This window comes from Halococcus salsus (assembly GCF_009900715.1).
In the GTDB taxonomy this organism is placed as follows: Archaea; Halobacteriota; Halobacteria; order Halobacteriales; family Halococcaceae; genus Halococcus; species Halococcus salsus.
This window is the reverse complement of record NZ_JAAAJC010000001.1, coordinates 683,237-700,532: the sequence shown is the minus strand read 5'-3', so window position 1 is coordinate 700,532 and position 17,296 is coordinate 683,237. Positions and strand designations below refer to the sequence as shown.

The window sequence follows — 17,296 nt, the reverse complement described above, 5'->3', positions numbered from 1 at the left end:
GACGCTCGGCGAGGAACGGGATTATTCAGAAATGTCGGCTATCGACCGCTTCTCGCGCAGCGTCCGGTGGATCTCGTTGATAGCTTCAGGTCATTCCGTGTCGGCAGTTTCGAGTTCGTCTTGGAGGTGTCTCGTGAGATCGTTGAGTACAACCTATCGATTAACGGGAACTCGTGAGTGATGGCACTATTACAGAAATATTATGTATATCTCTACAAGATTCAAGTCGTCAGGAATCAGTTACATGGCGTATGGTTGACCGACCCGACGATCGAGAGTATGCAAGACTTCAACTGAATGAGGCAGTTCGCCGACTCAATTTTATGCGAGAACGCATCTCTGAAGTAGAAGAAGAAGAGGTGATTGCGCTATATAGCGAAGAAAAGAACGAGATCGTTACCGGTGGTGACGCTAACAATGTTGCCAACCCAGGAAAAATGGACTACAGTACTGCTTCCACGACAGCAGAAAGTAACCGACATTGAAGGACATATTCAGAATATCCTAATTGACTGTCAGATGTGTGTTGAGTTATCTGTAAAATGTATGTTCAAGGCCATAGGGTGTGATTTTGACTATAGTCATGGTATCAATTATGAATCTGGTAAAACTCAAGCATTTTACCACACTATCCCATCAGATTATGGAAGGCGAGACGACATTGTGCGTGCTATATTCCTCACCCAACTTTGGAGCATTTTCTATGAAAAGGCAAAATATGGTGCTCCAGAATTAGATACTGACCCTTCGATAATATTCGAAATAGAGGACGGTGAGCGGGCAATCAATGATGCATCGTTCTGTATACATCTGGCTCAAGATTTTCTCAAGTATGTCGAGGATGATTCATAATTCCACCCTGGGAAGAGCATACAGAGGGTGATGAACAGTTCGCCCGCCGACACAACTCCCGACACAGAGTGTATAGTTTTAAGCGCGGAGTCGGTCTATCATGCGAACGAATGTTCGAGAAGGTTCTCGTCGCCAACCGAGGGGAGATCGCCGTGCGCGTGATGCGTGCGTGCGAAGAACTCGGGATCGGCACAGTGGCGGTCTATTCCGAGGCGGACAAGAATTCGGGCCACGTCCGGTACGCCGACGAGGCCTACAACGTCGGTCCAGCGCGCGCTGCCGACTCCTATCTGAATGGGGACGCCATCGTCGAGGCGGGCGAGAAGGCCGGCGCGGACGCCGTCCACCCGGGCTACGGCTTCCTCGCCGAGAACGCGCGCTTCGCCGCGCTCGTCGAGGACAGCGAGATGACCTGGATCGGCCCGTCGAGCGACTCGATGGAACTCCTCGGCGAGAAGACCAGCGCGCGAAAGGAGATGAGCGCCGCCGGCGTGCCCACAGTACCTGGCACCGACGACCCGGTCGAGTCCGCCGACGAGATCCGGAAGTTCGCCGAGGAGGCGGGCTACCCCGTGGCCATCAAGGCCGAGGGTGGCGGTGGCGGGCGCGGGATGAAGGTCGTCGAGGAGGAATCGGAGATCGAGGACAAGTTCGAGAGCGCCCAGCGCGAAGGTGAGGCCTACTTCGACAACGACTCGGTCTTCGTCGAGCGATTCCTCGAAGCCCCGCGCCACATCGAGGTCCAGATCATCGCCGACCACCACGGCAACGTCCGCCACATCGGGGAACGTGACTGCTCGCTCCAGCGACGCCACCAGAAGGTCATCGAGGAGGGCCCGAGCCCCGCGCTCACGGACGACCTCCGGACGGAGATCCAGGAGTCCGCCCGCGACGGTGCCGACGCCGCCGACTACTACAACGCCGGCACCTTCGAGTTCCTCGTCGAGGACACCGACCGCAACGGGGACGGACTCCTCGGTGCGGACAGCGACTTCTACTTCCTCGAAGTCAATACTCGGATTCAGGTCGAACACACCGTCTCCGAGGAGCTCACGGGCATCGACATCGTGAAACAGCAGATCCGGGTGGCCGACGGCGAGGAACTCCCGTTCGCCCAGGACGAGGTGGAACTCGACGGCCACGCGATGGAGTTCCGGATCAACGCCGAGAACGCCGCGAACGAGTTCGCACCCGGGACGGGGACGCTCGAAACCTACGACCCGCCCGGTGGGATCGGGGTCCGCCTCGACGACGCCCACAAGCAGGGCGACGAGGTCGTCGGGGACTACGACTCGATGTTCGCGAAGCTGATCGTGTGGGGCGCGGACCGCGAGGAGTGCCTCGCGCGGAGCAAGCGTGCGCTCGCCGAGTTCGAGATCGAGGGCGTCACTACTGTCATCCCGTTCCACCGTCTGATGCTCGACGACGACGCCTTCTCGGCAGGGACACACACAACGAACTACCTCGACGAGGAGCTCGATCCCGAGGAAATCGAGGAGGCCCAGGAGAAGTGGGGTCCGACGGGCGGGACCGAGGGCGGCGAGGACGAGGAGGTCACCGAACGGGACTTCGTGGTCGAGGTCAACGGCAAGCGCTTCGAGGTCAATCTCGAAGAGCGCGGCGCACCGCCGATCCAGGCCGCGAACGGCTCCGGGGACACCCAGCAACTCGGTTCGGCCGGGCCGAGCGACGGTGGGAGCGACGAGAGTAGTACTAGTACGGCGGAGGGTGAACAGGTCACCGCAGAGATGCAGGGCACCATTCTCGACGTCAACGTCGAGGAGGGCGACGAGGTCTCCTCCGGCGACGTGCTCTGCGTGCTCGAAGCCATGAAGATGGAGAACGACGTGGTGGCCTCGCGCGGCGGCACCGTCGTCGAGGTCGCCGCGACGGAAGGCGAATCGGTCGACATGGGCGACGTGCTCGTGGTGCTCGACTGAGCCTCGCGCAGGTGGCGGGGGCGGTGAGGTGTCAGCGTTCGTTCATCGGCTCGTTTCGTCGCATTTCGAGCGCGTCCGCGATCCGTTCGTGTGCCCGGACGAGTCGATACGCGAGATGAAGCACGTACAGGAAGACGAGAAATCCGAGGAGTCCGAATCCGACGAACAGTTGGTTGGCGATGAGGATGCTGTAGAGCAAGACCACAACGTTGACGCCGACTGCAGCGACCAGTACGTGTCGGGAGCGTGCATCCGTTCGGTCGGGCATAGCACTCGTCGCGAATGCTGACTACATCATCCTACCGGACGGGGACATTGAACGGAAAAGCGGGGCGAAAACTGCTCAGGTGAGGTCGGCTTCGAGCACGAAGTCCGGCTCCTCGCTCACGCCGATGCGGAGCGCGGCGACGTCCGAGACCGCCGTGACGGTCTCGGGGATCAGCACCCGGGTCCGGTCCGCACCGAGGTCGGCGGCGTCGGCTCCGATGGCACCGAAGAGCGCCCGCGCCGCGTCGAGGTCGGCCCACGCACCGACGCCGTACTCCGCGACGCGTTCGGCCTCGTCGCCGTCACCGTACTCGAAGTCGCGTGTCCGATACGCCATCGCCCGGGTTCCCTCGTCGGGCCGCTTGACCGCGAAGGCCCGCGTCTCCTCGGCGGCGCGGTGGAGCGTCTCGCGGGTGAGTTCCGAGACGGCCCAGGATTCGTCCATCGCGAGGGTGAGGTCCGCGAGGTCGCGCCGTGCCGTCGAGCGCTGCCAGAAGCTCCAGGCCGCGTCGGGGTCCGAGACGATCTCGTGGTCGTCGGTGTCGTCCACCGTGTCGGGTTCGGGTCGCGCCCACCGGAACTCGGTTCGGGGGTCGTAGCCCGCGGCGCGCGAGATACCGAGCCCCGCGACGTTCCACGAGAAGACCATGTTCCGACAGACGGTCGCGCCCTGCTCGCGCGCCCACGTGAACAGCGCGTCGTTGAGTCGAACCCCGATTCCCTCCCCGCGGTAGGCGGGGTTGACGCGCATCCCCTGGGCCCACGCCTCGTGGTCGGAGAGGAACACGACCTGGCAGAGCCCGGCGATGTCGTCGCCCGCGTCGGCGACCAGGGTCCGCTTTCGGTCGGGGTCGCCCGCGATCCAGTCGTGATAGACGTCGGGGAGGTAGTCGCTCGTCTCGCGATCGGCCCAGGTCTCACTGGTGAAGGCCACGACGTCGTCGTAGTCGTCCGGTTCCGCCTCGCGGAGGTGGACCCCGGCGCTCACGGCCGTCCCTCGGGGGCGTTTTCGAGCGGGACCGAGCGCTCGGAACACTCGCCGGCCACCGGGGTTCGCATCGTCTCCTCGGGGTCGTCGGTGTTCGCGAGCGCCCACATCAGTTTGACCTTCGCGGTCCCCGGCAGGGTGTCCTCGGTCTCGATGACCCCCGCATCGAGCAGGTCGCGCCCGGTGTCGTAGACCCGGTCACAGACTCGGCCCCCGAGACACTGGCTCGTCATCGCGACGGTCGTCCCGTCCTCGATCAGTTCCCGGATCCGTGGGATCCAGTCTGTGTGGACGTGACCGAGCCCCGTCCCCTCGACGACGAGGCCGGCGCTCCCCGCGACCGCGTCGAGCACCGCCTCGCTCGTGCCGGGGGTGAACTTCACTAACTCGACGTCGGTTTCGAGGTCGGGCGCGATGGCGAGGTCCGTCGCATCACGCTCGTGGTACTCCCGGCGGAAAGTCACCTCCTCGGCGTCGTAGTCGACCCAGCCGAGCGGACGCGCACCTACCGTCTCGAAGGCGTCGCGGCGTGAGGTGTGATTCTTCCTGACCCGGGTTCCGCGGTGGAGCGCACACCGGTCGTCCGAGTCCGTCGCGTGCATACAGACCATGATTTCCGCACAGTCGGATTTGGCTGCCTCGACGGCACAGACCGCGTTCATCACGTTGTCGGAGGAGGGCCGGTCGGCCGAGCGCTGACTGCCGGTGAACACCACCGGAACGGGGGTGTCGAGCATGAACGCGAGCGCCGAGGCCGAGAACTGCATCGTGTCGGTGCCGTGCATCACCACGACGCCGTCCGCACCCGCTTCGATCTCCTCGTGGACCGCGTGTGCGAGGTCCTGCCAGATATCCGGGGTCATGTTCTCGGAGAGGATGTTCGCCACAACTCTCCCCCGGTAGTTCGCCCGCCCCGCGAGCTCCGGCACCGCCCGGAGCACGTCCTCGGCGTCGAACTGGGCGGTCACCGCGCCGGTTCGGTAGTCGACGGTGGAGGCGATGGTGCCGCCGGTCGAGATCAGCGCCACGGTCGGAAGGTCCTCGTCGAACTCCACTTCCGAGGCGTCGTCCTCGTCGGCGCTCGCGATGTCGTAGACGTCGGCCTCGACGACCTCGGTCTCGCTTCCTGCCCGCTCGATGCCGACGTTGTAGCCGCCGTCGAGCTTGAGGACGACGTGCTCGTCGGTCGAGGAGGGGAGGAGGACGCCCTCGTGGGTTCGGCCCTCGCGCGTGAGTCGGACGCGGTCGCCCGGGTTCATATCCCACCTATCGAGTCGCCGGACTTCAACCCATCCGTTCGAGACGCGTTCGTCGGGGTTCAAAGGTGATTTGAGCACCCCCATCCGATAGGTAGGAATGACCGAATACTACGTCACCGTTGGCGACGACGTGGTCGAGGGGCCGTTCGAGACCCGAAAGGAGGCGAAGCGACGCAAGGACGAACTCAGCACCAATGAGGTCGGGGTCCGCTATCGGGTTTCGGCGCGGTCGTAGGCCCCTGCTCTCTCGAACTCGCCACGCTTTCGGAGCACCGACGGGGTCCGACAGACCCCCGGTGCGCCGGTCGCCTGCGGGATGGTACAGTTGTTACAGCTCTCACAGACGGCGCGCGGGTCGTTCGAGAGATCGGTGTCCCTCTCATCGGTGTCGAGCAATCGCGCGGGGAGCCGCGGTTCGGCGTAGAACGGCCGGCCGACCCCGACCATGTCGCAGTCGTCGCCGAGCAGGTCGTCCATCGTCGAGCGCCGACGGAGGCCGCCCTCGCACAAGACGGGGATCGAGACGGCGTCGCGCACGCGCCGGCAGAAGTCGGCGTTCCAACCGGCTTCGCGGTCGTACTCGCGGGCCTGGAGACGGTTCGCGAGCGCGACCGCCCGCGCCCGCCACTCGCTTCCGAACGCTGCCGCATAGCCCTCGCGGAAGGCTGAACCCTCCCAGCCGCGGTCGGGGTACTCGCCGCGGACGATGCTCATGTCCCAAAACGTGGAGGCCCGAACCGGGACGAGGCCGTCGAACCCGATGGCTTCGAGTCGGCGCGCGATCTCGACCCCGTCGGCCGTCGAGAGCCGCGGCCGGACGAACGGCGGGGCGGCGGCTTCCGACGGGAGTTTGGTCAGCACGGGAACGTCGCCGACCCGGTCCCGGATCTCCTCGTGAACGAGTTCGAGGAAGTGCTGTCGACTCTCGAACGAGCCGCCGAACGCGTCGGTTCGGCGGTTGTAGTAGGGCGAGAGGAACTGCTGGATGATGCCCATGTTCGCCCCGGCGAGATGGACCCCGTCGTAGCCCGCGTCGATGGCGTGGGCGGCCGAGCGGCCGAAATCGGCGGCGAGGTCGTGAACCCCCTCCGTCGAGAGGACCTCGTAGTCGAGGTCGAGAAACCCGGCGCGCGCGGCGAGTCGCAGGAGGCGTGGCGGTTCGGAGACCGCGAGCTGTCGAACCCCGGGACGAGCCTCGCCGTAGGCGTGATGCCAGGCTTCGAGCGAACGAAGGCCGCCGTGGTCGATCTGGGCGAATATCCGCGCGCCGTGGTCGTGGATCGCGTCCGTAAGCCGTTCGAGGTCGGGTCGCGGGGCGGCGAGACTCATCATGTTCGGCGCGACGTGGCCGGTTTCGCGGTGAACGGGCATCGCACCCTGGAACAGCAAGCCCGCACCGGCGGCCGCCGCGGGTTCGAGCTGACCGATGAGCCGGTCGACCGCCTCGGGACCGTCGCCGGCACATTCGAGCAGCGGCGCGCGGTACAGTCGGTTTTTCACCCGACGACCCCCGATCTCGATCGTCGTTTCGAGTCGGGGTGACATGCAGTGGCGTTCGCCCGTAAGCCGTTTAGCGGTTTGGTTCGTGCTGGTTGCTCACTCGAACGGGTCGCGGACGCACCCGGAATCGTGGATTGGCCCTTGAAACGGCGAATCGATGGGATGGGCGACAGTTCGTATCTCCTGTACTGCCCCCGAAAGCCCTGACTGGCAGAAAATTACTTATTCTAAATATAATAAATAATAAGTTAAACTGATTGCAACGGCCGGCGTTGTTTGTGAATGCCATGCAGGCAGTCGTACTGGAGGAGTTTCAGGAGCCGTTGACCGTCCAGGACGTGGATCGTCCCGAACCGGAACCCGACGGAGCCGTGGCCGAGGTCGTCGGCTGCGGCGTGTGCCGTTCGGACTGGCACTGCTGGCAGGGCGACTGGGACTGGTTCGGCTACCGTCCCGACCCGCCGCACGTCCTCGGTCACGAACCGACCGGCCGCATCGTCGCCGTCGGCGAGGACGTCGAGACCGTCGAGGAGGGTCAGGCGGTCGCCATCCCGTTCAACTTCGCGTGTGGCATCTGCGACCGATGTCGGAACGGGCGCGAGAACATCTGTGACAACCACGTCGGTCTCGGGTTCATGAACGAGGCCCCCGGAGCGTTCGCCGAGGAGGTCCACATCCCACACGCCGACATCAACGCCGTGGCGCTCCCGGACACCATCGACGCCGAGACCGCTGCGGGCTGTGGCTGCCGGTTCATGACCTCGTTCCACGCGATGGCCCACCGCGGACCCGTCCACGCCGGCGACGACGTCGTGATCCACGGCTGTGGCGGCATCGGTCTCTCGGCCGTCCACATCGCGAACGCGCTCGGCGGCAACGTGGTCGCGGTGGATCTCATGGACGAGAAGCTCGAGAAGGCCGAGGAGCTCGGCGCGGTCGCCACCGTCAACGCCAGCGAGGTCGACGACGCCGCGGGCGAGGTCCGGGCCATCACCGACGGCGGCGCGGACGTCTCGGCCGACGCGCTCGGGATCGAGACGACGTGTCGGAACGCGGTCAACAGCCTCCGAAAGGGTGGCACACACGTCCAGATCGGGCTGACTACGTCCGACGAGGCGGGGATGATCCCGTTGCCGACCGACGACTTCGTCGCGAAGGAGATCGACTTCCACGGCTCGCTCGGGCTCCAGCCGTCGCGCTACAGCGAGATGCTCGACATGATCGAATCCAGTAAGCTCGACCCCGCGGCGCTGGTCGAGAAGACCGTCGACATCCACGGCGTCCCCGACGAGCTCGCGGCGATGACCGACTTCAATACGCTGGGGATCCCGGTCTGCACCGACTTCAGCAGCTAACCGACCGGGTCGCGCTCGACGGGCGAAACCCGTTCCCGACGCATGGGGAAAAACCCATGCCGTTCGGGCCCCGAGTCGGAGTATGGCTGACGGTGGCGGCGAGGGGACGAAGACCAAGACTCGCGACGTCGACGACCTCCTCGCCGAGGTCGACGACATCACCGGGGAGGGCGACGAGTCCCGGCGTCGCGGGTCGAGCGACCGCGCCGGAGCGACGACCACCGAGGCGACGACCGCCGGACCGACCACGACGGAAGCCGACGCGACCCGTTCGGGGAGCGGGTCGACGCTCCGCCGGCGGATGGACGGCGTGTTCTCGCTCAAGGCCTTCGTCGTCGCGCTCGTGCTCACGGCGGTCGGGAGCGGTCTCGGCGGGTTCATCCCGCTCATCGGGGGCCCGCTCGCGTTCCTCGGGTTGTTCCTCGCGACGTTCGTTCTCGGGGCGATCGGCAGCCGTCGATACTACGCCGAGGCCGGCCTCGCGGCGGGGCTGGTCGCGGGCGGGAGCGCGCTCCAGAACCACATCTACCTCGCGTTCGTCGACGGCAGCGGGCCGGTCTTCATCGCCGGGTTCGCGGTCATCGGGCTGGTCTGTGGGGTGCTCGGCCACTACTTCGGTCGGGACCTCCGCGACGGGCTCACGCGCGACCTGTAGGCGTGTCTGCCCGTCACCGTTCGACGAAGTCGGTTACTCGACCGTCCAGCGGCCGTTCTCGCGGCTCGCGAGCCCGTGGGTCATCAGCAGGTCGAGCGCGTCCTCGACCACCGGGAGGGGCACCCCGAGCCGTTCGGCGAGTTTATCGGCGGTGCGCGCGCCCGCCTCGATCCCGGCGAGCAGCTCGGCACAGAAGCGCGCGTCGCCGTGGTCCGCGGTGCCGGAACGGTCGTCGACGGCGAGTCCGGCCTCGACCTCGTCGGTGAGCGCGTCGTGGAGCGTGGCGAGCCGACCCTGGACCCACCGCTGGGCGAGCGAGAGCTCGTCCTCCAGTTCCTCGAAGCGGTGGAGGTCGGCGGCGAGGTCGGCGAGGTCGCTGGTGTCGTCCGTCGCGACGTCGATCGAGACGTACCGACACGACGCGATGTCGAGGCTCGAACTCGCCGGATAGGCGCTCTTCGCACCGAACCCGTAAGGTGAGACCGTGACTTCGAGCCGGAGGTTTCGGGAGATCCGGAAGTACTTCCGACGGCCGTCGTCGACCCGGCTCTCGACCAGCCCGGCCTCGTCGAGCTTTCGGAGGTGGCCGATCACCGCCTTCGGACTCACCCCGAGCGCGTCGCTGATCTCGGTGACGTAGCAGGGCCGTTGGGCGAGGAGTCTGAGGATGCGCCGACGGTTTTCGTTCCCCAGGAGATCGAGCAGCGCCGCGGAATCCATTCACCTTTCGTTAGTGCTCAGAGCGTAAAACCTCGCCGGTGCCACGGGACGCACCCCGAGACCGGCCGTCGGTCCCTACGGACCGCTGTAGGTCGTTCCCGACCGGTGGGTGACCCCCGCGAACCGGACGTCGTCGGCGGTCGCGGCCGAACCGTTCGGGGCGGTGACGTTCGCGCTGGTGGTGTCGGTGGCGGCGCTGGCGTTCGAACCGGGGGCCGGTATCGTCAGGTTCTCGATCCGGCCGTCGAGGTCGTCGAACGTCGTCGCGTTCACGCCCTCGCTCGCCGCGGTGGTCTTGGCCTCGCTCACCGCGTTCCGGAGCGCCTCGCGTTCGGCGACCAGCCGAACCCGGTGGCTCCGGAGGGCGAGCGACGTCGCGTTCTCGGGCGGAAACCGCTCGGCCCGGGTTTCGAGTCGGTCGAGCCGTTCGTCGAGGGTCGCGGCACGGTGCTGGACGAGCGTCTGCTTCCGGGAGAGGTTGTTGGCCGTCTCGAACGCCGCGAGCCACATCCCGGCGTCGACGGAGCCGTTGGTCGCGACGACGCCGCGCTGCATGAACGTCGAGACGTCGTCGAATGTCCCCCCGTCGACGTCGCGCTGGGTGGTGGTCCCGGTCGGCTGCGCCTGTGAGGTCATGCCCACGACCCCACCAGCCAGTACGAGGAGGGCGACGACGACCGCGGCGTTCGTGTTCACTGCCACCCGGTTGACGAGGCCGGGATAAAAACTCGCTGGCCGTTCGCGTCGGCTCTCAACCCGCTCGGTCGGCCCGGCCGAAACGTTTAGTACCGGTGTGTGGCATGTATCACCATAGCATGTTCGAACGGTTCTCGCGCGCCTACTACGTCGGCCGGCTCTCCATCGAACCGACCCCGGACGAGGGGTCGGGTGCGTTCATCCAGCGCACCACCCACGAACGGCTCAACCGCGAACTCTACACGACCGAGGAGGGGGTCGAGCGGACCGACCTCCCGCTGGTGATGAAACTCGAGACCAGCCACTTCGCGGTCCACGGCGACGACGGGGTGCCGCGCGACACCCTCTGGCTCCCCGAGTCGGTGATCGCGGGGTCGCGGGTGGAGGCCCCGCCGACGCTTCGGGAGGTGTTCCTCGCGAAGGCCGACCGTGCGGCACAGCTCCTCCGGGTCGCGGGGCGCGCGGTCTGACCGACGACCGTCTCAACAGGCTTATGCCGCGCGTGGGACCTATTCGGCCCATGAGCGATGTCGTCGTGACGCTGCCGGACGGTTCCGAACTGGACGTCGAGCGGGGCTCGACGGTCGAGGACGTGGCCTACGAGATCGGCCCCGGGCTCGGTCGGGACACCGTGGCGGGCGTCGTCGATGGAGATCTGGTCGACAAGGCCCAGCCACTCCTGTCGGACGTCGAGATCGAGATCGTGACCGACCAGTCCGACGAGTACCTCGACGTGCTCAGGCACTCCGCGGCCCACGTCTTCGCCCAGGCGCTCACTCGACTCTACCCCGAGGCGAAACTCACCATCGGCCCGTGGACCGACGAGGGGTTCTACTACGACATCGCGAACGTCGACCTCGACGAAGAGGACTTGGAGGCGATCGAGGACGAGGCCGAGTCGATCATCGAGGCGGACCTCGCGATCGAACGAACCGAGTGGTCGCGCGAGGAGGCCTTCGACGCCTACGACGACAACCCGTTCAAACGCGAGATCCTCGATACGGAGGTCGCGGGCGAGGACCCAGTGAGCGTCTACGAACAGGGTGACTTCTACGACCTCTGTCGCGGTCCGCACGTCGACTCGACGGGCGAGATCGGCGGGTTCGCGCTGCTCGAGATCTCGGCGGCCTACTGGCGTGGCGACGAGGACAACGAGACGCTGACCAGGGTCTACGGTACGGCCTTCGAGTCCGAGGGCGAACTCGACGACTACCTCGAACGGCGTGCGGAGGCCGCCGAACGCGACCACCGGAAGATCGGTCGGGAGATGGATCTCTTCTCGATCTCCGAGACCGCGGGACCCGGTCTGCCGCTCTACCACCCGAACGGGAAGCGGGTCCTGGATTCGCTCTCCGAGTACGCGCGCTCGCTCAACCTCGATGCGGGCTACGAGCCGGTCGAGACCCCACACCTCTTCCGGACCGAACTCTGGAAGCAGTCGGGCCACTACGACAACTACGTCGACGACATGTTCCTCCTCGACGTCGACGACGAGGAGTACGGTCTGAAGCCGATGAACTGTCCCGGTCACGCGATGATCTTCGAGGATCAATCGTGGAGCTACCGCGACCTCCCGGTTCGGTACTTCGAGGACGGCACCGTCTACCGGAAGGAGCAACGCGGCGAGCTCTCGGGGCTCTCGCGAACCTGGTCGTTCACCATCGACGACGGCCACCTGTTCGTTCGTCCGGACCAGATCGCCGCCGAGATAGAGACGATCATGGAGACCATCTTCGAGGTGATGGAGGTCGTGGACCTCGACGCCGAACTCGCGCTGGCGACGCGCCCGGAGAAGTCCGTCGGCAGTGACGAGCTCTGGAACCAGGCCGAATCTCAGCTCAGGGACGTCCTCGACGAGGGGGGCTACGACTACGAGGTCGAGGAGGGCGACGGTGCGTTCTACGGCCCGAAGATCGACTTCTCGTTCGGCGACGCGCTCGGGCGGGTCTGGGACGGCCCCACCGTCCAGCTGGACTTCAATATGCCCGAGCGGCTCGACCTGCAGTACACCGGCGAGGACAACGAAACCCACCGACCGGTGATGATCCACCGCGCGCTCTACGGCAGCTACGGGCGCTTCTTCATGGTGCTCATCGAGCACTTCAACGGCAACTTCCCGCTCTGGCTCGCGCCCGAACAGGTCCGGATCCTCCCTGTGAGCGACGACAACATCGAGTACGCCGAGTCGGTCGCCGACGAACTCGATGGCTTCCGAACCTCGGTCGAGACCCGGTCGTGGACGGTCGGCCGGAAGATCCGGGCGGGCCACGACGACCGGCTCCCCTACATGCTCATCGTCGGGGGCACCGAGGAGGAGGCCGGGACGGTCTCGGTCCGCGACCGCGAGGAGCGCGAGCAGGACGGTGTCTCGATAGAGGACTTCCGCGCACACCTCGAAGCCGAGCGCGACGAGAAACGGACGACCCCCGACTTCCTCGACTGAGGGCGGTCGAAACGGTCCGGTCCCGGAATCGGTTGCTCCCGCCCGAGGAGCGATGAGGGAGCGACGACGAACGTTGGTATGGACGAGTGCGTGATCTGCGAGCGCGAGGTCGAGACCACGAGACACCACCTGATCCCGAAGAACCGGAAGGAGAGTCCTATCGTTCCCGTCTGTGGACCCTGTCACCGCCAGATCCACGCGGTGTTCACCAACCACGAGCTCAAACACCGCTTCAACACCGTGACGGCGCTCAAGGAGTCGGCGGAGATGGAGAAGTTCGCGGCGTGGATCCGGAAGACGAACAAGAAGCACGTCGAGGTCGACGAGACGAAGCGCGTCAGCGACTGGCGTGGGTGATGGAACGAGGGGACGGGGATCGTGGTCCGATAGTCGGGGTTTTGTTCGCGGCGAGTGAGAACCGTGCATGGACGACCGGATCGAGGATCACGCGAGGGTGTTGGTCGACTGGAGCGCGCGGATCGAGGCGGGCGACGACGTCGTCGTGAGCGTTGCCGAGGGTGCACACGACCTCGCGGTCGCGGTGGCCCGCGCGCTGGGCGAGCGCGGTGCGAACCTCGTGACTGTCTACGGCTCCGCGGAGACGAGTCGGGCCTATCTCGACGGCCACGACGAGGCGTTCGACGCGGACCCCGACCACGAACTCGCGCTCTACGAGAACGCGGACGCCGTCCTCTCGCTCGGCGGCGGGCGGAACACCAGCGCGATGGCCGACGTGCCCGGCGACCGGCTCGACGCCGCCTCGAAGGCCACCACCGGGATCCGCGAGGCACGGCTGGACACCGACTGGGTCTCGACCGTGCACCCCACCCGATCGCTCGCCCAGCAGGCCGGCATGAGCTACGAAGAGTACCAGGAGTTCGTCTACGACGCCGTGCTCCGGGACTGGGAGTCGCTCGCCGAGGAGATGGCCGGGATGAAGGACCGCCTCGACGAGGGGAACGAAGTCCGGATCGTCTCCGACGGGACCGACCTCACGATGTCGGTCGAGAACCGAACCGCAGTGAACTCCACGGCGTCGGTCGCCGACGACTCACACAACCTCCCGAGCGGCGAGGTGTTCACCGCGCCCCACGCTACCGAGGGCGAGGTCACCTTCGACGTCCCGATGACCCTCCGGGGAAGACAGGTGCGCGACGTCTGGCTCCGGTTCGAGGACGGTGTGGTCGTCGACTTCGACGCGGGCCAGAACGCCGAGGTCGTCGGCGAGATACTCGACACCGACGAGGGATCCCGACGGCTCGGCGAGTTGGGGATCGGGATGAATCGCGGTATCGACCGCCCGACCGACAGCATCCTGTTCGACGAGAAGATGGCCGGCACGGTGCATCTCGCGCTCGGTCGGGCCTACGACGCCTGTCTCCCCGATGATGAGGCGGGCAACGAGAGCGCGGTCCACATCGACCTGATCACCGACATGAGCGAGGGATCACGTCTCGAGATCGACGGAAGCGTGGTCCAGCGCGACGGTGTCTTCGAGTGGGAGGACGGATTCGAGTAGCGATTCGGTGGACGGACTCGCGGTGCGACCCCGACAAAGTATTTAGTGTTTCTGGCCGAAGCCCGATCGGGAGTGGTCGCGAATGAGCTATCTCGAACGTCTCAGAGGCCGGATCGGGGCGGCGAACGACGCTGACGAGACGGAGTACGTCTGTCGGAACTGTGAAGCGGGCTTCGACGAGCGCTGGCAGGTCTGTCCGGAGTGTGGTGGCTACTCGGTACGGCGGCGCGAGTGGGACTCGGTGTAGCTATCGCCACCACTCGCCCGCCCGGTGGTCGTGGGTGGTCGTGACCGCGAGCGCCGGCGGGTAGGCGGACTCGTTCTCGACACCGAAGCCGAGCCCCAGCCACCGGGCGACGTGCCACCCGACGACGTCGGTCTCGAGGTCGGTGAGGGTGATGTCGACCCGCTCGTAGCGTTCGAGCGCGCCGTCGCCGTCGGAGTCCGTCCCGAAGACCGAGCCGCACGACTCCTGTCGGGAGACACACGCCGCGTCCGACGCGAAGCGTATCACGACGTCGGCTTCGCTGAGGTTTCGGGTCGAACGGAAGGAGACGTTCTCGGGGACCGTCCCGTCCGCGCCGCGGTCGTAGTACGCGAGCGCGTGGCGGATCTGCTCGCGGGTCGCCGGCGTCGTGTTCACGAGGTAGACCGCGAGCGTGGGGTCGTCCCACGCCAGCGCCCGGTCGGTCGCGTTCGGCTGGGGGAGCGCCCGGAGGGTCGTGCGGGATGCCATCACGGACTGTGGGTCGTCGTCGTGGCCGAGCCCGAAGGCGTGGCCGAGTTCGTGTTCGACGACGTGGACGGTCGAATCGTCGGAGAGGTTGTCGAGCGCACTGATCTCGACCGTGTCGGCGGTCTGGGTCGGGTTGGTTATCAGCGGTGCACAGCCGGCGGCGTGGCTGACGTCGCCACACGTCGAGAGCGCGGGGGCGAACGAGACCCGGATGTCGGGGTCGGTCGCGTTCGGGACGACCGTGGCGTTCACCGTGTAGTTGAGGTAGCGTTCGTCGTTGGCCTCCCAGTAATCGAGCGCTTCGCGGACGAGCGGCGCGAAGTCGCGGTCGGTGGCGTTGGCCTCGACCGCCACGGTGAGGTTCTCGCTCGGGTAGGGGTTGTCGGGGTCCCCGGCGAAGCCCGCGATTGGTCTCGGCAACGAGTCCCCGGAGAACCCCACACACCCGGTCGAAGCGATGAGACAGACTACGACCACGACACGCGCCGCCCTACTCATTGTTCGAAGGGTGGACCGTCGGCGGTATCACCCTTGCGCCGTCGGCCTCGACGACCGCGACCGGACCGCACGAACGTTTTTGTCCAGCACGAACCGATCCCGAATATGAGAGGTTTCCTCGGGGATCGGGACTGGCTTCGCGGGCGGACGAACAGGCCAACGGAGCGACGACGATGACCGGGGTGTACGAACACGCGCTCGGCGCGGCGGCCGACGACCTCCATCCGAAGGTTCGGGAGCGGTACGCGGTCGACGCCGACGACGATACGATCGGGCTCGGGCGCGGTCGGATGGACATCACGCGCGGGACCCACGTGCTCCCCGCGCTCTACCCGATGACGGCGCTGAACCTCCTCTTCCCCGAGGCGGGCCACGACGTTCCGTTCACGGTTCGAACCGCGGGCTTTCGGGAAGGGGGACACGAGGCGCTCGCGACGGTCCGTGAGTTCGAGTTCGGGGACGAGCGCCGACGGTTCGACTCCCTCACCGTCTGGGACAGCGAGCGGGACCGGTTGTTCGACTTCCTCGGTACCGGCGGGCATCTCGTGAGCGAACTCCAGCCGCGCGTGGAGGCGGGCGTGCTCGTCGTCGAGTCGGGTGCCCAGTGGCTCCGGCTGGGTGGCCGGTACCGCCGGATTCCCGACCCGCTCGCCGCGAGCGTCGAGGTCCGCGACCGCTACGACGAGACCGGCGAACGTTATCACGTCGACGCGACCATCGAGAACCCGCTCGCGGGCCACATCCTGAGCTATCGCGGGACGTTCACCCAGGAGAGCGAACCCGCTTCGACGGTCACCGACGACCTGCGGCCGACCAGCGGGCTCGACCGCCTGCCGCCGGGATGACCGACGTCGGGACCGAGCGGTCGTCGGTGGGGTGGCTGCCGAGCGAGTTCGGACGCACCGACGTGAGCGCGGTCGTCGGCGGGACGGCGTGGGTGCTGGCGGTGGCGGTCGCGGACCTCGACGCGATCCAGCGGGCGGTCTCGCTCGCGGTGCTCGTGGTCGTCCCGCTCGGGATGGGGATGGCAGCCACGCCGGCCTTCGAGGGGGCCGCGCGTCGGTGGTACACCGCCGCCGTGCTCGGCCAGCCGGTCGCCGGACTACTGGTGCTCGCGTCGTTCCTCCTGCCCTCGGGTGGACTTGGGCCGGCGCTCGCCGCGGTGCCGTGGGTCGCGGTGACGGGGGCGCTCGGGGTCACCGCTATCACACGGGTTCGGGATCGGGGGCTGTGGCCGCTCTCGGAGACCCTGATCGACGCGGGGTTCGCCTACGCCATCGTCGGTGCGGGAGCGCTCGTGCTCCACCACCTCGGGATCACCCTCTGGTTCGACCCGGTGATCGTCTTCCTGACGGCGATCCACTTCCACTTCGCGGGGTTCATGCTTCCGGTGTTGACCGGGCTCGCGGGCCGGGCGCTCGGCGACCGCGTGGGGTTGGGGCCGGGGTTTCGGAGCCTGGCGGCGGTCGTCCTCCTCGGTCCGGCGTTCATCGCGGTCGGGATCTCCTTTTCGCCCGTCGTCGAAGTCCTCGCCGTCGGCGGCTTCACCGTCGCCGTGGGAGCCCTCGGGGGGTACATCGTCCTCCGGGTTGCGCCCGGTCGGCCGCCGGCGCAGCGGGTGCTGGTCTCGGTCTCCGCGCTCGCGCTCCCGGTCTCGATGGTGCTCGCGCTCGGCTACGGGGTCTCGACGTTCGCCGGGTTCGGTCTACGGATCCCGATCGGAACGATGGTCTCGCTCCACGGGTCGCTCAACGCCTACTGGTTCGCGCTGGTCGGGGCGGTCGGGTGGCGACTCGCGGTGCCACGCGCCGCTCGGGTGGAGTGAGGGACCGGGAGAACTGCGCCGACCCACATCGCTAAGACGATGG

Annotated in this window: 20 protein-coding genes; 13 read left to right on the top strand and 7 right to left on the bottom strand. The window is 66.6% G+C overall.

Translation table 11 applies throughout. The features are described from left to right. Window positions 1-251: 251 nt before the first annotated feature. From GT355_RS03710 to GT355_RS03700, 3 genes are all read left to right on the top strand, one after another. Window positions 252-485, top strand: coding sequence for a hypothetical protein (locus tag GT355_RS03710; protein WP_160133384.1), 234 nt, complete (start codon window positions 252-254; stop codon window positions 483-485). Between the two features lie 61 nt (window positions 486-546). After that, window positions 547-852 carry a hypothetical protein gene (locus GT355_RS03705; RefSeq protein ID WP_160133383.1) on the top strand — a complete coding sequence of 102 codons (306 nt, stop codon included), beginning with the start codon at window positions 547-549 and terminating at the stop codon, window positions 850-852. A 110-nt stretch (window positions 853-962) separates the two neighbouring features. Next, window positions 963-2,792, top strand: a complete 1,830-nt coding sequence (locus GT355_RS03700) for an acetyl-CoA carboxylase biotin carboxylase subunit (protein WP_160133382.1) — start codon at window positions 963-965, stop codon at window positions 2,790-2,792. 31 nt (window positions 2,793-2,823) lie between these two features. Here the strand turns inward: GT355_RS03700 and GT355_RS03695 are convergent, their stop codons facing one another. From GT355_RS03695 to gatD, 3 genes are all read right to left on the bottom strand, one after another. Further along, window positions 2,824-3,060, bottom strand: a complete 237-nt coding sequence (locus GT355_RS03695) for a DUF8066 domain-containing protein (RefSeq protein ID WP_160133381.1) — start codon at window positions 3,058-3,060, stop codon at window positions 2,824-2,826. Between the two features lie 75 nt (window positions 3,061-3,135). Then, entirely contained in the window at window positions 3,136-4,047 is a 912-nt protein-coding gene (locus tag GT355_RS03690; protein ID WP_160133380.1) for a GNAT family N-acetyltransferase, read from the bottom strand. Continuing rightward, window positions 4,044-5,306, bottom strand: coding sequence for a Glu-tRNA(Gln) amidotransferase subunit GatD (gene gatD, locus GT355_RS03685; RefSeq protein ID WP_160133379.1), 1,263 nt, complete (start codon window positions 5,304-5,306; stop codon window positions 4,044-4,046). Before gatD ends, GT355_RS03690 begins: the two co-directional genes overlap by 4 nt. 97 nt (window positions 5,307-5,403) lie before the next feature. Here gatD and GT355_RS17935 point away from each other — a divergent pair, with 97 nt between their 5' ends. After that, a complete protein-coding gene (locus GT355_RS17935; RefSeq protein WP_007692799.1) occupies window positions 5,404-5,541 on the top strand; it encodes a dsRNA-binding motif domain-containing protein in 138 nt (45 codons plus the stop codon). On the opposite strand, the gene GT355_RS03680 is transcribed toward GT355_RS17935, so the two are convergent. Further along, on the bottom strand, window positions 5,517-6,851 hold the full coding sequence (locus tag GT355_RS03680) for an oxidoreductase (RefSeq protein WP_160133378.1): 1,335 nt from the start codon (window positions 6,849-6,851) through the stop codon (window positions 5,517-5,519). The genes GT355_RS17935 and GT355_RS03680 overlap by 25 nt on opposite strands. A gap of 242 nt (window positions 6,852-7,093) precedes the next feature. Between GT355_RS03680 and GT355_RS03675 the strand changes: the two genes are divergently transcribed. Continuing rightward, window positions 7,094-8,161: a zinc-dependent alcohol dehydrogenase family protein gene (locus GT355_RS03675; RefSeq protein WP_160133377.1), complete on the top strand. Its 1,068-nt coding sequence runs from the start codon at window positions 7,094-7,096 to the stop codon at window positions 8,159-8,161. 82 nt (window positions 8,162-8,243) lie between these two features. After that, on the top strand, window positions 8,244-8,816 hold the full coding sequence (locus GT355_RS03670; RefSeq protein ID WP_160133376.1) for a hypothetical protein: 573 nt from the start codon (window positions 8,244-8,246) through the stop codon (window positions 8,814-8,816). A 33-nt stretch (window positions 8,817-8,849) separates the two neighbouring features. Here the strand turns inward: GT355_RS03670 and GT355_RS03665 are convergent, their stop codons facing one another. Together GT355_RS03665 and GT355_RS03660 are read right to left on the bottom strand one after the other, a co-directional pair. Then, entirely contained in the window at window positions 8,850-9,536 is a 687-nt protein-coding gene (locus GT355_RS03665; RefSeq protein ID WP_160133375.1) for an ArsR/SmtB family transcription factor, read from the bottom strand. Window positions 9,537-9,611: 75 nt separating this feature from the next. Next, a complete protein-coding gene (locus tag GT355_RS03660; protein ID WP_240145700.1) occupies window positions 9,612-10,232 on the bottom strand; it encodes a transposase in 621 nt (206 codons plus the stop codon). A gap of 119 nt (window positions 10,233-10,351) precedes the next feature. On the opposite strand from GT355_RS03660, the gene GT355_RS03655 reads away from it, so the two are divergent. From GT355_RS03655 to GT355_RS17930, 5 genes are all read left to right on the top strand, one after another. Then, complete coding sequence (locus tag GT355_RS03655; RefSeq protein WP_120073599.1) at window positions 10,352-10,702, top strand: DUF5802 family protein; 351 nt, start codon at window positions 10,352-10,354, stop codon at window positions 10,700-10,702. Between the two features lie 50 nt (window positions 10,703-10,752). Then, window positions 10,753-12,675 (top strand): threonine--tRNA ligase, encoded by a 1,923-nt coding sequence (gene thrS, locus GT355_RS03650; protein WP_160133373.1) that lies wholly within the window; start codon window positions 10,753-10,755, stop codon window positions 12,673-12,675. Window positions 12,676-12,753: 78 nt separating this feature from the next. Further along, complete coding sequence (locus GT355_RS03645; protein ID WP_160133372.1) at window positions 12,754-13,032, top strand: hypothetical protein; 279 nt, start codon at window positions 12,754-12,756, stop codon at window positions 13,030-13,032. 67 nt (window positions 13,033-13,099) lie between these two features. Next, window positions 13,100-14,194, top strand: a complete 1,095-nt coding sequence (locus tag GT355_RS03640) for an aminopeptidase (protein ID WP_160133371.1) — start codon at window positions 13,100-13,102, stop codon at window positions 14,192-14,194. A gap of 82 nt (window positions 14,195-14,276) precedes the next feature. After that, window positions 14,277-14,441 carry an FmdB family zinc ribbon protein gene (locus GT355_RS17930; RefSeq protein ID WP_192927953.1) on the top strand — a complete coding sequence of 55 codons (165 nt, stop codon included), beginning with the start codon at window positions 14,277-14,279 and terminating at the stop codon, window positions 14,439-14,441. On the opposite strand, the gene GT355_RS03635 is transcribed toward GT355_RS17930, so the two are convergent. After that, the gene (locus GT355_RS03635) at window positions 14,442-15,428 is read right to left on the bottom strand and encodes a M57 family metalloprotease (protein ID WP_160133370.1); all 987 of its coding nucleotides are present in this window, start codon (window positions 15,426-15,428) and stop codon (window positions 14,442-14,444) included. Between the two features lie 173 nt (window positions 15,429-15,601). On the opposite strand from GT355_RS03635, the gene GT355_RS03630 reads away from it, so the two are divergent. Together GT355_RS03630 and GT355_RS03625 are read left to right on the top strand one after the other, a co-directional pair. Further along, entirely contained in the window at window positions 15,602-16,273 is a 672-nt protein-coding gene (locus tag GT355_RS03630; protein ID WP_192927952.1) for a DUF4166 domain-containing protein, read from the top strand. Continuing rightward, window positions 16,270-17,253 (top strand): YndJ family protein, encoded by a 984-nt coding sequence (locus tag GT355_RS03625; protein WP_160133368.1) that lies wholly within the window; start codon window positions 16,270-16,272, stop codon window positions 17,251-17,253. The genes GT355_RS03630 and GT355_RS03625 overlap by 4 nt, the downstream gene beginning before the upstream one ends. The last annotated feature ends 43 nt before the right edge of the window (window positions 17,254-17,296 follow it).

Coding starts and splice junctions, on each gene's coding strand:
- GT355_RS03710 (WP_160133384.1), top strand. CDS start 252: ATGGTTGACCGACCCGACGATCGAGAGTATGCAAGACTTCAACTGAAT.
- GT355_RS03705 (WP_160133383.1), top strand. CDS start 547: ATGTTCAAGGCCATAGGGTGTGATTTTGACTATAGTCATGGTATCAAT.
- GT355_RS03700 (WP_160133382.1), top strand. CDS start 963: ATGTTCGAGAAGGTTCTCGTCGCCAACCGAGGGGAGATCGCCGTGCGC.
- GT355_RS03695 (WP_160133381.1), bottom strand. CDS start 3,060: ATGCCCGACCGAACGGATGCACGCTCCCGACACGTACTGGTCGCTGCA.
- gatD (WP_160133379.1), bottom strand. CDS start 5,306: ATGAACCCGGGCGACCGCGTCCGACTCACGCGCGAGGGCCGAACCCAC.
- GT355_RS17935 (WP_007692799.1), top strand. CDS start 5,404: ATGACCGAATACTACGTCACCGTTGGCGACGACGTGGTCGAGGGGCCG.
- GT355_RS03680 (WP_160133378.1), bottom strand. CDS start 6,851: ATGTCACCCCGACTCGAAACGACGATCGAGATCGGGGGTCGTCGGGTG.
- GT355_RS03675 (WP_160133377.1), top strand. CDS start 7,094: ATGCAGGCAGTCGTACTGGAGGAGTTTCAGGAGCCGTTGACCGTCCAG.
- GT355_RS03670 (WP_160133376.1), top strand. CDS start 8,244: ATGGCTGACGGTGGCGGCGAGGGGACGAAGACCAAGACTCGCGACGTC.
- GT355_RS03665 (WP_160133375.1), bottom strand. CDS start 9,536: ATGGATTCCGCGGCGCTGCTCGATCTCCTGGGGAACGAAAACCGTCGG.
- GT355_RS03655 (WP_120073599.1), top strand. CDS start 10,352: ATGTTCGAACGGTTCTCGCGCGCCTACTACGTCGGCCGGCTCTCCATC.
- thrS (WP_160133373.1), top strand. CDS start 10,753: ATGAGCGATGTCGTCGTGACGCTGCCGGACGGTTCCGAACTGGACGTC.
- GT355_RS03645 (WP_160133372.1), top strand. CDS start 12,754: ATGGACGAGTGCGTGATCTGCGAGCGCGAGGTCGAGACCACGAGACAC.
- GT355_RS03640 (WP_160133371.1), top strand. CDS start 13,100: ATGGACGACCGGATCGAGGATCACGCGAGGGTGTTGGTCGACTGGAGC.
- GT355_RS17930 (WP_192927953.1), top strand. CDS start 14,277: ATGAGCTATCTCGAACGTCTCAGAGGCCGGATCGGGGCGGCGAACGAC.
- GT355_RS03635 (WP_160133370.1), bottom strand. CDS start 15,428: ATGAGTAGGGCGGCGCGTGTCGTGGTCGTAGTCTGTCTCATCGCTTCG.
- GT355_RS03630 (WP_192927952.1), top strand. CDS start 15,602: ATGACCGGGGTGTACGAACACGCGCTCGGCGCGGCGGCCGACGACCTC.
- GT355_RS03625 (WP_160133368.1), top strand. CDS start 16,270: ATGACCGACGTCGGGACCGAGCGGTCGTCGGTGGGGTGGCTGCCGAGC.